At 59.7% G+C, this 14,200-nt stretch carries 11 protein-coding genes; 2 read left to right on the top strand and 9 right to left on the bottom strand.

What is annotated here, in order from left to right; translation table 11 throughout:
- Positions 1–17 precede the first annotated feature (17 nt).
- The 7 genes from mnhG to FHS64_RS12080 form a co-directional block, all read right to left on the bottom strand.
- Complete coding sequence (gene mnhG / locus FHS64_RS12110) at positions 18–377, bottom strand: monovalent cation/H(+) antiporter subunit G (protein WP_208380949.1); 360 nt, start codon at positions 375–377, stop codon at positions 18–20.
- The gene (locus FHS64_RS12105) at positions 377–661 is read right to left on the bottom strand and encodes a K+/H+ antiporter subunit F (RefSeq protein ID WP_167178659.1); all 285 of its coding nucleotides are present in this window, start codon (positions 659–661) and stop codon (positions 377–379) included. The genes mnhG and FHS64_RS12105 overlap by 1 nt, the downstream gene beginning before the upstream one ends.
- A complete protein-coding gene (locus tag FHS64_RS12100) occupies positions 658–1,173 on the bottom strand; it encodes a Na+/H+ antiporter subunit E (protein ID WP_167178657.1) in 516 nt (171 codons plus the stop codon). Before FHS64_RS12100 ends, FHS64_RS12105 begins: the two co-directional genes overlap by 4 nt.
- Positions 1,173–2,774, bottom strand: coding sequence for a monovalent cation/H+ antiporter subunit D (locus FHS64_RS12095; protein WP_167178655.1), 1,602 nt, complete (start codon positions 2,772–2,774; stop codon positions 1,173–1,175). Before FHS64_RS12095 ends, FHS64_RS12100 begins: the two co-directional genes overlap by 1 nt.
- Positions 2,771–3,109, bottom strand: a complete 339-nt coding sequence (locus FHS64_RS12090; protein ID WP_167178653.1) for a Na+/H+ antiporter subunit C — start codon at positions 3,107–3,109, stop codon at positions 2,771–2,773. The genes FHS64_RS12095 and FHS64_RS12090 overlap by 4 nt, the downstream gene beginning before the upstream one ends.
- Positions 3,109–6,024, bottom strand: a complete 2,916-nt coding sequence (locus tag FHS64_RS12085; RefSeq protein WP_167178651.1) for a monovalent cation/H+ antiporter subunit A — start codon at positions 6,022–6,024, stop codon at positions 3,109–3,111. The genes FHS64_RS12090 and FHS64_RS12085 overlap by 1 nt, the downstream gene beginning before the upstream one ends.
- Positions 6,025–6,274: 250 nt before the next feature.
- On the bottom strand, positions 6,275–6,898 hold the full coding sequence (locus tag FHS64_RS12080) for a TetR/AcrR family transcriptional regulator (RefSeq protein WP_167178649.1): 624 nt from the start codon (positions 6,896–6,898) through the stop codon (positions 6,275–6,277).
- A 60-nt stretch (positions 6,899–6,958) separates the two neighbouring features.
- On the opposite strand from FHS64_RS12080, the gene FHS64_RS12075 reads away from it, so the two are divergent.
- On the top strand, positions 6,959–7,765 hold the full coding sequence (locus FHS64_RS12075) for a Coq4 family protein (RefSeq protein WP_341771151.1): 807 nt from the start codon (positions 6,959–6,961) through the stop codon (positions 7,763–7,765).
- A 66-nt stretch (positions 7,766–7,831) separates the two neighbouring features.
- Here FHS64_RS12075 and FHS64_RS12070 read toward each other — a convergent pair whose 3' ends face one another.
- A complete protein-coding gene (locus FHS64_RS12070) occupies positions 7,832–8,692 on the bottom strand; it encodes a bile acid:sodium symporter family protein (protein ID WP_167178647.1) in 861 nt (286 codons plus the stop codon).
- An 85-nt stretch (positions 8,693–8,777) separates the two neighbouring features.
- A complete protein-coding gene (locus FHS64_RS12065; protein WP_167178645.1) occupies positions 8,778–10,454 on the bottom strand; it encodes an FAD-binding dehydrogenase in 1,677 nt (558 codons plus the stop codon).
- A 446-nt stretch (positions 10,455–10,900) separates the two neighbouring features.
- On the opposite strand from FHS64_RS12065, the gene FHS64_RS12060 reads away from it, so the two are divergent.
- Complete coding sequence (locus FHS64_RS12060) at positions 10,901–13,873, top strand: TonB-dependent receptor (protein ID WP_167178643.1); 2,973 nt, start codon at positions 10,901–10,903, stop codon at positions 13,871–13,873.
- Positions 13,874–14,200 lie beyond the last annotated feature (327 nt).

Genomic DNA, 14,200 nt, shown 5'->3' with positions numbered 1-14,200 from the left:
CGGCCTTTTGGATTTGATTACATGTCGTCCTTGGGGACGCCTTCGCGGCCCTCGACACGGTCCCTGTAGATGGAGGCGCGGGCCAGCAGGGTCATGGTGACGGGCGTGGTCACCGTCAGGAAGATCGCGATCAGCAGAGGCTTGAGCGTCAGACGCCCTTCGGCAAAGCTGAAATAGATAATCATGGCCGCAACGATGGTGGCCATGGCCAGTGTCGAGGCCATCGTCGGCGCGTGCAGTCGCTCATACATGGTTTTGAGCGTCTTGAGGCCGATGCTTCCCACCAAGGCCAGTAGCGCGCCAAAAATACAAAGGGCGGTGACGGCAATAGCGGCCCACATGGGCAGGTCGGGCATGTGTGCGGGAGCGGTCAGCATTATTCGATCACCTCGCCGCGCATCAGGAATTTGGCCAGTGCGACTGTGGACGTAAAGCCGATGATGGCCAGAATCAGGGCGGCCTCGAAATAGGCGGTCAGCGACATGCGAATGCAGTGGACGAGGATCAGCAGCATGGCATTCAGGTACAGCGTATCCAGACCCAGCACCCTGTCCTGAGCGCGCGGCCCGATCAGGATGCGCCACGCGCTTACCAGCATGGACAGGGCCAGCACCACCTGTGCGAAGCCGGTGCCCCAATAGACAATAGCCGCAGGTGTCATGGGAAGATCTCCATCAGCAGGCTCTCGTAGCGGTCATGGAGGATCGCCTTCCAGTCATCCTCGTCGCGCAGGTCCAGAACGTGCAGCAACAGGACGCGCGAATAGCGGTCATACTGGACCCATGTGGTGCCCGGCGTGCTGGTGACGATGATGGCCAGACAGGCCAGCGCATAGCGGTTGCTGCATTCCAGCTGGATGTTGACGAAGCCGGCCTTGCGTGTCCGCTTGCGATACCCGAGGACGATTCTGGCCGTGTTCCAGTTGGAGGCGAGAACGTCGAGGAACAGTCGCCAGAGCAAACGTATGATGGCCAGCGGACTGCGGACCCTGACCCTGTCCGGTTCCAGCGCCCGCATGACCTGCGGCACCAGAAGCGCGACAATCAGGGCGATGGTGGCGTGGCCGGTTCCGGCGGGCGAGGACATCAACATCCAGACCATGAACAGCGCCACCGACAGGATGGGGTGCGGCAGGATCTGCTGGAAAACCCTTTGCGAAATTCTGGCGATCATCACAGGCGCCCTTTCAGCACGGCAGCGACATAGTCGCCGGGGCGGGTCAGCCAGTCACCGGTATGTTCGGTATAGGACAGGGCCGCGCCGCCCGCGATGGTCAACCACACGCAGCAGGCTATCAGCCCGCCAATCGCCACGAATTCGGGGCTTCGCACGGCGAGGGCATGGCTCTCGTCACGCTTCCAGAAGCCTTCGATGCCAAAGCGGACAAGGGCCAGCAGGGTGGCGAAGCTGGAGAAGGTCAGGATGCCGATCACCCACCAACTGGCGGGCAGGCTGGCCCCCTCGCCTTCGAGAAGGCCGATAAAGATGCCCAGCTTGCCGATAAATCCGGCCAGAGGCGGCATGGACGCAACCACCAGAGCCGCCAGCGCAAAGAAGGCACCCAGCAGGGCCAGCGAGCGGGGCATGACACGTCCCACCTCTTCGACATCGTCGGCCTCGAACGGGTCGGTATATTCGTCATCGAAAAAGGCATCACTGCCGATCGCGGCACGGTCTTCGCCGCGCACCAGAATCTCGGCGATCAGGAACAGGGCGGCCGAAGCCAGTGTCGAGGCCGTCATATAGAAGAGCGCGCCACCAAGGGCATTGGCCTGACCCAGACCGACAATGGCCAGCACGGTGCCGGACGAGGCCATGACGGCATAGCCGATGACCCGTTCCAGACGCTGGGCGGCAATGACGCCCGCGCCGCCAAAGATCACCGTGGCCAGACCCAGTACCAGAAGCACCGACTGGCCCAGACCCGCACTGTCACCGCTGTCGGGGTGGAACATCAGCATCGACAGGCGCAGCAGCACATAGACCCCGACCTTGGACAGCAGGGTAAAGACGGCGGCGACCGGCGCACTGGCGGCGGAATAGGCGCCCGGCAACCACAGACCCAAAGGCCATGCTGCGGCCTTGATGAGGAAGGCGATACCGAGAATGGCGCAACCGGCTTCGAAAAGAGCGCGGTCTTCGGCGGCGATATAGGGCACACGCGCCGCAAGGTCGGCCATGTTCAGCGCACCGACCGTGCCATAGACTAGGGCCACCCCGATCAGGAAGAATAGCGAGGCGGTCAGGTTGATGGCGACATAGCCCAGTCCGGCCCGCACGCGCTTTTCGCCCGAGCCATGCAGCAACAGCCCGTAGGAGGCGGCTAGCATGACTTCGAAGAAGACGAACAGGTTGAACAGGTCGCCGGTCAGAACCGCGCCATTCACCCCCATTATCAGCAACAGATAAAGGGCGTGGAAACGCGGCCCTGCACGGTCCCAGCGGGCCAGTGCAAAGATCAGACCCGCCGCACCGACGACGGCAATCAGGGCCAGCATCAGGGTGGACAGGCGGTCGGCCACCAGAACGATACCGAACGGTGCGGCCCAGTTACCCAGACTATAGACGCGGGCCGTATCGCTGCCGCCCGATCCGCCGACACTGGCTTCCTGAAGCAGCAACAGGGCCGTGCCGAGAATGGCGGCACAGACGGCCAGACTGAGGGTCGCCTTGGTCTTGTAGCGCTGCTCCTTGAGCAGCAGCATGATGGCCGCTGCCATCAGGGGCAGGATAATGGGCAGGATGGTGAGGTGTTCGAGGAGTGACGGCGTCATTCGGCTTCATGCCCGTCAACATGGTCGGTGCCGGTGATGCCGCGGGCAGTCAGGAGCACAACCAGATAAAGGGCGGTCAGGGCAAAGGAGATGACGATGGCCGTCAGCACCAGTGCCTGTGGAACGGGATCGGCATAGGCCGAGGTGTCTACCTTGCCCGGATGCACCAGTGGCGGCGCACCGGCCTTGAGGCGGCCCATGGCAAAGATGAACAGGTTGACGGCATAGCCCAGCAGGCCAAGGCCGATAATGACCTGAAAGGTTCGCGGGCGCAGCAGCAGCCAGACGCCCGAAGCGGTCAGGATGCCAATGCCGATGGCCAGAATGATTTCCATCAGACGCCCTCCTCTGGCGCTTTGACCGGCTCGATTTCACGGGCGGTACGCAAGGATTGGTGGGCGATAGCGGTCAGCATCAGCACGGTGGCTCCAACCACCAGCAGGGCAACGCCCAGATCGAAGATGACGGCGGTGGCCAGTGGCACCTTCTCGACCCATGGCAGGCTGCCATACTGGAAATAGGTGGTCAGGAACGGATAGTTGAACAACCACGAGGCCATGCCGGTCAGGGTGGTGATCAACAGACCGCCGCCAATCCAGTAGAGCGGGCGGATACGCAGGCGTTCCTCAACCCAGCGGGCACCCTCGGCCATGTATTGCAGGATAAAGGCCACGGACATGGCGACGCCGGCCGCAAAGCCACCGCCCGGCAGGTCGTGACCGCGCAGGAACAGATGCAGGGCCAAAAGGATGATGAAGGGGAAGGTCCACTTCATCACGACCGACGGGATCAGCATGGTCTCGCGCAGGGTATCGCCCGACTGGCGCTGTTCGTGCTGCTTGTCGTGACGGTCCTGAACGCGGCGCTGTTCGGTAATGCCACGGCTTTCTTCGGCAGGACGGAAGCGACGCAGCAAGGCCCAGATGGTCAGGGCCACAATGCCCAGAACCGTGATCTCGCCCAGCGTGTCAAAGGCGCGGAAGTCGACCAGCAGCACGTTGACGACATTGCGCCCGCCGCCGCGCGGATAGGATTCTTCCAGCAGGAAGCTGGACAGGTGGCTGCCACCGGGGCGGGTCATAACGGCAAAGGCCATGACCGCCATACCCAGACCGGCCAGCGTGGCAATGGCAATGTCCATGGCACGGCGACGGCGCGAAGCGAAGTCGGTCTTGGACGGTGCCATGGCGACCGAGCGTTTCGGCAGCCAGCGCAGGCCAAGCAGTAGAAGAACGCCGGTGACGATTTCCACCAGTATCTGGGTCACGGCCAGATCGGGGGCCGAGAACCACACAAAGGTCAGGGCGCTGACCACACCGCATCCGGCCATCAGGATGACGGCGGCGAGACGATGGTATTTTGCCTGCCATGCGGCGGCCAGCGCGCAAACACTGGCGACGATCCAGATCAGGGTAAAGCCGATGCCGGGGCGCTGGATGGTGATGCCCGCTTCCTTCATGCCCAGACCGCCAAAGCCTGCGGCGACAAGTCCGGCAAGGATGGCGGCAATGACCAGCACACGAATACGCCACTGCTGCTTTTTGGAGCCGAGTTGCAGCACCATCCATTCGGCGCTGATGTTCAGCCAGCGCATGGCGCGTTCAAAGGCGCGTGCGCCGCTGAAACGACCGACAATCCATGCCTTGTCGGCACGGTTGATACGCTTGCCAAACAGCACATAGGCCGTAGTGCCGCCGATCAGGGCGATGAAGCTCATCAGCAGCGGCAGGTTGAAACCATGCCAGATCGACAGGCTGTAATAGGGGGTGGCGTCACCCAGTACCGACTTGACCGCAAAGCCGAGCACCGGCGCAATCGTCAGGGCCGGAATGGTGCCGACAACCACGCAGATCAGAACCAGAAGCTCGATCGGGAAGCGCATCCAGCGCGGCGGCTCATGCGGGGACTTGGGCAGGTCTGTCGCGGGCGGGCCAAAGAAGACCTGATGGATGAAACGCACCGAGTACAGAACCGACAGCGCGCTGGCCACGGTCGCAAGGATGGGCACCATCAGCGAGAAGTCGCGGCCCTCGGGAGCCTGCAGGGCTTCGGCAAGGAACATTTCCTTGGACAGGAAGCCGTTCAGCAAAGGCACGCCGGCCATGGCGGCGGCGGCGACAATGGCCAGTGCCGCCGTATAGGGCATGGTTTTACGAAGGCCCGACAGTTTACGCAGGTCGCGCGTGCCGGTCTCGTGGTCGATCACACCGGCGGCCATGAACAGCGAGGCCTTGAAGGTGGCGTGGTTGACGATGTGGAAGATGGCGGCCACCAGAGCCAGCGGCGTGCCCATGCCCAGCAGCAGGGTAATCAGGCCCAGATGGCTGATGGTGGAATAGGCCAGAAGACCCTTCAGGTCGTTCTGGAACACGGCGGTCCATGCGCCGAACAGCAGGGTGAACATACCCGCCCCGCCGACGATGTAGCCCCATTCCGGGGTGCCAGCGAGAACAGGCCAGAAACGCACCAGCAGGAAGACACCTGCCTTCACCATGGTGGCCGAGTGCAGATAGGCACTGACGGGGGTGGGGGCGGCCATGGCGCGGGGCAGCCAGAAATGGAACGGGAACTGGGCGCTCTTGGTCAGGGCCCCCATCAGGATCAGGCACAGGGCCGGAAGATAGAGCGGACTGTTCTTGACGAGATCAGCCGAGGCCAGCACGACATCCATGTCGAAACTGCCGACGATACGCCCCAGCACCACGACACCGGCCAGCAGGCACAGCCCGCCCAGAGCCGTGACCGTCAGCGCCATGCGTGCGCCGTTCTGGGCCGATTCCGAGTGGTTCCAGTAGCCGATCAGCAGGAAGGAGAAGAAGCTGGTCAGTTCCCAGAACAGGACCAGCTGGATCATGTCGCCGGACATGACCACGCCCGTCATGGCCCCCATAAAGGCCATCAGGAACGAGAAGAAACGCGGGACCGGATCTTCGGGCGACATATAGTATCGGGCATACAGCACGACCAATGCGCCGATGGCCTGAACAATCAGGGCAAACAGCCACGCAAAACCGTCAAGGCGCAGGCGGAAAGCGATATCCAGAGTGGGCAGCCACTCGACGGCGAAGCGCGCGACCTGACCCGATGCAATGACCGGATAGAGGCAAAGTAGCGCGATGACGCCGATCAGGGATGCGGCAGAGGCCAGTGTCGCGGCGGCATTTCGGGCCTTGGTCGGCAAGAAACTTGCCGCAATTGCTGCAATAAACGGGGTGGCAAAGGGTATCAGCAGCAAGAGAGCCTGATTCATCCGCGGGCGCGTCTCCGAAATTTAGGATGCAGGGGAAGCCCTGCGACAGGAAGAAAATATGGGTATGGATACGGTCTGGTGCGGCGTATCCGAAATGTGGGGCAGTGTCCGTGGTTTAAGGAAACCACGGTTGCCTTTGTTTTCTAACAAAGAGGACCGCCCCTGTCCGATCACTAAATCGCCAGAGTACGAAAAAAAAGGACGCTTCAGCCTGTAAAGGTGAGGCGAATTGACGCCTTGGGCGTCAGTTTCAGGATGAAACGCTGTTTTTGGCTAAAAAGCCGGGAAGAAGTTGGGCCACGACGTTGCGGCTGGCATCCTCGTCCTGATCCAGCATATCGCGCAGGGGCGGACCGATCAGGGCTTCGCCAAAGGCGGTCAGGGCGATGAACAGTACTGCCGCGCCGATGGCCTTGGGCGGCAGGCGGTCGCCATTGCCGATCTTGGTATCGATGGCCTTGACCAGATCCTGAACGGCAATACGCACAGGCTCTAGATGGGACAGGTCCCCCGACAGGACGATCCATGCCGCCAGTCGTCCGGCTCCGCCAGCCGAGAAGGCCTCGAACACGGCATTGACGACTTCGAGCGGTGCACCATCGTCGGTACGCAGGCGTTCCACCGCATCTTGAATGGCGCTGGCCAGATCGTGAACCATCGAGCCCATCAGCGCCGATTGCAGGCCGCCGGCAGAGCCGAAATGGTGGATCAGGTTGGCGTGTGTCACGCCGATACGGCCCGCCACGGCCGACAGGGTCACGGCATCCGGCCCGCCGCTGAGCAGCAGGGTGCGAGCTTCGGTCAAGGCTTCACGACGCGCTTCTGCGGGCGTGCGACGACGACGACGCGGGCGGGCTTGTGCTTCAATTGACATTGGTGTAAATGACATCCCTGTAGATAATGTGTCTTAAGCCCCAAACAGGAGGGACTTCAAGTGGCGACACTCACGGCTCAAGTTTCCGTAGCGGAAATTTTGCATGATACGGGCACCCCTTCACGCCCTGCGTCCGCCCATATCCGCAAGACAATGCAGCCTTTGCGCGCCCTGAAGGCTGTCCGCAGGCTGATCGCGGACAAGGATGATACCGAGCAGGTATTTGAAATCATGAATGCTTTGGTGGGCCGTTCGACCCAGTGGGGGTATCGCCGCATGTTGGCGTCACCCGTAGGGGGTGTGGCGGCCTATCAGCGTACAGAACTGGCCGATGTCTTTCAGGATCACAATTACTTGCGCAGCCTGCCGCAGGGCAGTTTGGGCCGCGCCTATCTGGATTTTATCGAGGCGCAGAACTTTTCGGCCTACGGCTTGGTGGATGAAAGCCGCAAGGTCGTCGACAGCGAGATCGAGGCGGCCCACCCCCATGCCTGGTATGCTCGCCGTCTGCGCGACGTGCATGATGTCTGGCATGTGCTGACCGGATACGGGGCCAATGCGCTGGGCGAAGGCTGTCTGGTGGCGTTTTCGCTGCCGCAAACCCGCAGCAAGGGTTTTGGTGTCATCGCCTTTGCCGTGGGGATGCAGTTTGCCCGCGCCCGCACCGGTTATCCGTGTGCGCGGGCCGTGTGGCAGGCATGGCGTGATGGTCGCAAGGCGGCGTGGTTGCCTGAACAGGACTATGCCGCCCTGATGGCTATGCCGCTGGATGAAGCAAGGCGCGCTCTCAGGATCCCCGAACCGTATCTTTATAATCGGGTACCGGCAGAATTGCGCAATGCCTATGCGGGGGCCAAGGCAGCCTGAGAACGCTGCGCACTGACTATATATAAAGTGAAGGCCGATAGCGCATGGCTATCGGCCTTCATGCTTTCAGGAGGCTGGTCCGCGCCGTGTCAGGACGACACCGAAGGCAGCGGCCAGCGGGAACATCATCACCCCGTATATGGCGGCGGGCAGGCTCATCTCGGGGCTGCGCAGGACCGACTGGGCGATGACAATGGCCAAGGTGGCATTGTGCAGTCCCACCTCGAAGGCACTGGCGACGGCCTGCTTATGGGGGATTTTCAGCAAACGTGGCACGAAGAAGCCAAGCGACAGGCTGAGCAGGCAGAACAGAACCACAATCCCGACCAGACTGCCCAGATGCTGCATCAGGGCTTCACGACCGGACAGGGCGGCACCCAGAATGACCACGGTTAGGATCAGGATCGAACCCAGCCGTACCGGCTTGTCCATGGCGCGGGCAAAGCGGGGATAGAAACGACGCACTGTCATGCCGATAGCAACGGGCACCAGCACAATCAGAAAGACTTCGAGCGTCTTTTTGAACTGCAGACCGACCTGCATGTCGCCGGGCTGGAAATAGGCTACGGCCAGATTGACGATGATCGGCAGGGTGACGACGGCAATCACCGAGTTGATCGCGGTCAGGCTGATATTCAGGGCGACATCGCCACGGAACAGGTGGCTATAGAGGTTAGCCGTGGTGCCTCCCGGCGATGCCGCCAGCAACATCATGCCCACGGCCATCAGGGGTGGCAGGCCAAAAGCGATACACAGCCCGAAACAAACCAAAGGCAGCAACAGAAGCTGACAGCCCAGAGCGACGACGGCGGCCTTGGGCCTTTGGGCGACACGTACAAAATCTGCGGGCGTCAAATCCAGTCCGAGGCCGAACATGATAATGCCCAGCGCAACCGGAAGCCCGATCAGTACAATGGATGAATCCATAAACGTCTGCCTCCCCGCAGCCGTATGGAGCCGGACGTATGATCCGGCGCGGTTGATTTATAGGTGCCGCCTAGTGCGGCCGTAATCAGAGCGTCCCGTTCAGGTCGCGTCCGGCGTTCAGGCCGGAAAAGATACAGCCCCCGAGGAAGGTCCCCTCCAGAGCATTGTATCCATGCACACCTCCGCCGCCGAAACCAGCGGCTTCGCCCGCGGCGTACAGGCCCTCGAACACAGTTCCGTCAGGACGAAGGACGCGCGATGACAGATCGGTCTGTAATCCGCCCAGAGATTTGCGCGTCAATGTATGCAGTTTGATGCCGATCAGCGGGCCGTGTTTCGGGTCCAACAGTTTGTGCGGCTTGGTGGTGCGGGCCAGTCGGTCGCCTAGATAGCGACGGCTGTTATGGATGCCCTGTATCTGCACATCCTTGGCATAGGGGTTGTCCACCTGCGCGTCGCGGTCCTCGATCTGACGACGGATCAGGGCGGCATCCAGCAGCGGAGCGTCGGTCAGGCCGTTCATCTTGGCCACCAGCTCTTCCAGCGTTTCGGCGGTGACAAAGTCCTCGCCCTTCTGGCGGAAGGCCTCGACCTCGACGGGCGGTTGTGACGACAGGCGCGACTTGAAAACGGCCAGTTTCTTGCGGTCGGTGATGTCGCGGTTTTGCTCCGACCCCGACAGGGCGAACTCCTTGGCCATGATATCGCGGGTGACGATGAACCAGCTATGGTCGTGTTCGGCGATATCGGGCGTGGTGCGCAGATATTTCAGCGTCGCCACGGTGTCGTAACCGGGCAGGGCGGGGAAGGGCAGACGCCGCCCCAGCGCATCCAGCCATAGGGGCGACGGTCCGGGCAGGATGCGGATGGCATGCTTTGGCCAGACGGGATCCCAGTTTTTGACGCCTTCGACATAGTGCCACATGCGATCGCGGTTCACGATGCGGCCACCGGCCTGTTCGGCAATGTCCAGCATCCGGCCATCCACATGGGCGGGAACGCCGGTGATCATCTGCCGTGGCGGTTTGCCAAGGCGGGCGGGCCAGTATTTGCGGACCAGTTCGTGATTGCCGCCAATGCCGCCCGTCGCAAGCACAACCGCAGGGGCGCGTAGAGTAAAGCTGCCGACCGCTGTCCGGTTAGAAGGCATGGCCCGTGCGGCATTGTCGGGGGCCAGTGCCGTGCCGGTCACGCCGGTTACCCGACCGGCCTCGACAATCAGATCATCGACCTGATGACGGTGGTAGAAGGTAAGGGTTCCGGCCTCTGCGGCCTCGCGGGCGCTTTGTGCGAAAGGCTCGGAAACACCGGTGCCGGTGCCCCATGCGACGTGAAAACGCGGCACCGAATTGCCGTGACCATCGGCGCGACCCGATCCGCGCTCGGCCCACCCCACCATGGGGGTCAGGCTGATGCCATTGTCCCTGAGCCAGTGGCGCTTTTCGCCCGCGGCAAACTCGACATAGGCGCGGCCCCATTGCTTGGCCCAATAGTCTTCGTCTTGCGGGCCTTCCAGCCGGTCCCATCCGGCACTGCCACGCCAGTCCCGCCATGCCAGATCGAGGCTGTCGCGCACGCCGAGGCGTCTTTGCTCGGGGCTGTCGACCAGAAACAGGCCGCCGAAGGACCAGAAGGCCTGACCGCCCAGATTATTGGCGTTCTCCTGATCGACCAGAGCCACACGGCGTCCCTTGCGGCGCAGTTCGTGCGCGGCCACCAGTCCGGCCAAGCCTGCGCCTACTATAATGACATCGGCATCCATGACGGCTTCCTCGCGGCTGTGAGTGGCGAAATCGGTGGGGGCCGAGAACAGATTTTATGAAACAGACTAAGCGATAAAAAAACCGTTCGTCAATATTGACATCACAGTAAGCAATGTCATTTTCAGCAGGCTTCGTTTTCTCCGAACCGGGGCGTGGTGGAACGGTATCGGCATCCTCGCCGTCCCATCAATCCTGCTAGTGCGTCAGACTCCGGCGCTATCCTGGGCCGTCCTTCGGGGCGGCCCCTTTTTTGTCTGTGCCCTGTCCGTCTCACCACGCAAATCCTATTAGACAACGATGTAAACAGGTATTGACAGTTGAGTGAGTAGATGGATTGATAAACCGCAGGTATGTGGCTGATCCGTCCGGTCGCGTCCCAGAAATCAGACGGAGACAAGGAGGCAACGCAACTGCGTCTGCGTCCACAAGGGGAGGTTTAAATCGCATGGCGCAAATCAAGCGCGCTCACACCAAGTGGGTAGTTACGGCTTCTGTGCTCGCTCTGACGAGCGGATATTCCCAGCTCGCAAATGCACAAGATGCAGGACCGACGGTCGTCGATGAAATCATCGTCACAGCCCAGAAACGTGAGCAGTCGATTCGCGACGTGCCGATTGCGGTTTCGGCCTTCAGTGCTGAAAATCTGGATGCCATGAAGATTGAAGGCGGTTCGGAGCTCCTGAGGGCTGTTCCGAACGTGACCTTCTCGAAATCCAACTTCTCTATGTATAATTTTGCCATTCGCGGTATCGGCACAAAGGCGCTCTCTGCAGCTTCCGACCCTGCTGTGGCGGTCAGCTTCAACAACACGCCCTTGCTGCGTAACCGCCTGTTCGAATCGGAATATCTGGATGTGAGCCGCGTCGAGGTTCTGCGCGGTCCGCAAGGCACGCTGTACGGCCGTAACGCGACGGCAGGCGTGGTGAACATGCTCCCCAACCTGCCGGGGCCGGACTTCGAGGCGTTGGCCAAGGCCGAGGTAGGAAATTATGGCACCCTGCGCGGTCAGGCCATGATCAACATCCCGCTGACCGACACCTTCTGGGTGCGCGCAGCAGGCAGCATCACGTCGCGCGACGGCTTCGATCACAATACCTTTAAAGACGAGGATGTGAACGGGCGCGAATTATGGTCAACGCGCCTGTCTGCGGCGTGGGAACCAACGGACCGTTTCCGCGCCAATCTGCTCTGGGAGCATTTTGAGGAAGACGATGATCGTCTTCGTACGGGTAAACAGCTTTGTACGCGTGCGCCCAGTATGACGCGGATCGGATCGACCGATATTCCAGCTGAAACCCAGGGCCGTTTCAGTCAGGGCTGTCTGCCGGGCTCATTGTATGACGACGCTGCCTATAGTGCACCAAATGGTGCCGGCATGGCCCAGATGTTTATGCTGAATAGTATTGGCCTGGGTAGCAAGCCACCTGCGCCAGGAGAGTTTTTTGGTGAATCCGTTGGTGCAGTCGGTAGTGCGCTTGATCCCTATGCAGGGGTTACACAGTCGAAAAACCTGCGTGAAATCGCGACCGCCTATGATCCGCGCTATGTGGCAACTAACGATGTTGTCCAATTGAACCTGGAATTGTATATCAACGAGAAACTGCGTCTTTATTCGCAAACAGCGTATTCAAAGGACGAGTTCTGGGCGACGCAGGACTATGCCCGATACATGTCGAACGAGATTTTCAACAGCAGTGATGGTCTTCAGGATGTATTTGGGAATCCTATGATCGGTGGACCTGCGCCAGATGGTTACTATACTGACCCTCAATTGGGGGCTTCCCGCCGCATGGAGTCAGTTGATTTAAGCCGATCGGATAATAGACAGTGGTATCAGGAGTTCCGTATACAATCTGATCTTGATGGAGGTTTCAATTTTATACTTGGTGCGAACTATCTAGATTTTAAAACTCAAGATGATTATTTTGTATTCAATAATACATTTAATTATCTTGCCGAATATTTTTATGGGCGCGTTATTCCTGGGCAACTCAACAAAATTGAAACCAGAAAATGCACAGATGGGTCTGTAGATGAATGTATCTATGTAGATTATTCGTCGATCGACAATCTTGCTGGCGATGGCCATAACTATTTCAGAAGCAAAAATGAAGTTCATACCCAATCTTGGGCTGTGTTCGGTGAGGGCTATTGGGACATTGGCGATAACAAGCGTTTGACTATTGGTCTGCGCTATACCGATGATACCAAAACGACGACGCCATACCCCAGCCAGTTGCTTCTAGGTTCATTGGATTCTCTGGGCTTCGGTCCTCTTTCGGGGGGCTCGTCTGTACGGGGCTATCCGGCAGATCCCGAAGTGAAACAGAGCTGGGAAGCGCTTACCGGGCGAGCTGTCTTTGACTGGAAACCGGTTGATGGTCTGATGCTCTACGCATCCTATAGCCGTGGCTATAAGGGGGGCGGTACGAACCCGCCTCGGGCGGGGATCAATCCGCTGGTTGTTCAATATCAGCCATTGGCTGAAACCTTTGAGCCTGAATATGTGAATGCCTTCGAGGTTGGCTCCAAATTCCTGAACTCGACGGGCAGTTTCGGTCTGAACGTCACGGCTTTCTATTATGACTATACGGACTATCAGGTTTCGCAGATCGTTGACCGTATCTCGCTGAACGAGAATTTTGACGCTACCTCGGCGGGGGTAGAGTTCGAAGCCATCTGGCGGCCGACACCAAACTTCCGCATGGATGCCAATGTGGGCTTCCTGAAAACCCGGATTGGTGATGGCGAAGGTTCGATTGATGTAATGAACCGTACGCAGGGGAATGAGGATTGGTTGGTTGTCCGTCCGTGGGTGCAGGTGCCATCTAACTGCATCGCGCCTAAGCACATGGTAGAGGCTATCTATGCCCACCCCATTACAAACTCGCTACAATCATATGCCTTGTCCGCGCTGTGCGGTGGATCGAAACGCATTGGATCTTTCAGCCCGGACTTCCCGGCGGATTCGATTGTCTATCAATATGATTTCTGGACGGGGCTGGAATATAATCCTCTGACCGATGCGCCGAATGGTGGTCGCGGCTTCGAGGCGGATATTTCGGGTAACGAGCTTCCCAATGCGCCTCGGTGGACTGTGAACATCGGTGCTCAGTACACTTGGCACTTCTCCGGTTCGGAATTGACTCTGCGCGGGGATTATTACCGTCAAGCGGATAGCTATTTCCGTGTCTACAACACCGAGTATGATGAAATTCGGGGGTGGGACAATGTGAACCTGTCGGCAACCTGGGAACTCCCAGAGCGCAATCTCGCTGTTCAGGCGTATGTCAAAAACCTGTTCGATGACGCACCTATCGTAGATGCCTTCACCAACAGCGACGATTCCATGCTGACCACCAATGTGTTCACGCTGGATCCCCGTCTGTGGGGTGTGTCTCTGACCAAGCGCTTCTAGGCGCGCGGTGCTCTAAGGATGTAGGGGAGGGGCGCGAGCGAGAGCTGGCGTCCCTCTCTCTCTCTATATATAAAGCACACCATATGTATGGGATATATGGGTGAGGCTTACGGACTCAGGTCCAGCGATTCATGGTTCGTGAGAAAGTTCGGAATCGACGAAGGAATCGGTTGTGGACTCGAAACCACCCGCCTATACCGCCGTCTCGCTCAACGACGCGCTGCCCCACGGGGCGGTTCGGCGGCGGGGTCAGCCTTCTGGATGCTACTGTGTATCTGGATTTTCAGGGGTTTGGTTCTTCGGGATCGGTTCTGAGAAAGATCGAAA

It is taken from the genome of Brevundimonas terrae, assembly GCF_011761985.1.
Taxonomy (GTDB): domain Bacteria; phylum Pseudomonadota; class Alphaproteobacteria; order Caulobacterales; family Caulobacteraceae; genus Brevundimonas; species Brevundimonas terrae.
Note: the sequence above shows the minus strand (reverse complement) of the source record. Positions and strands in the feature narration are given on the sequence as shown.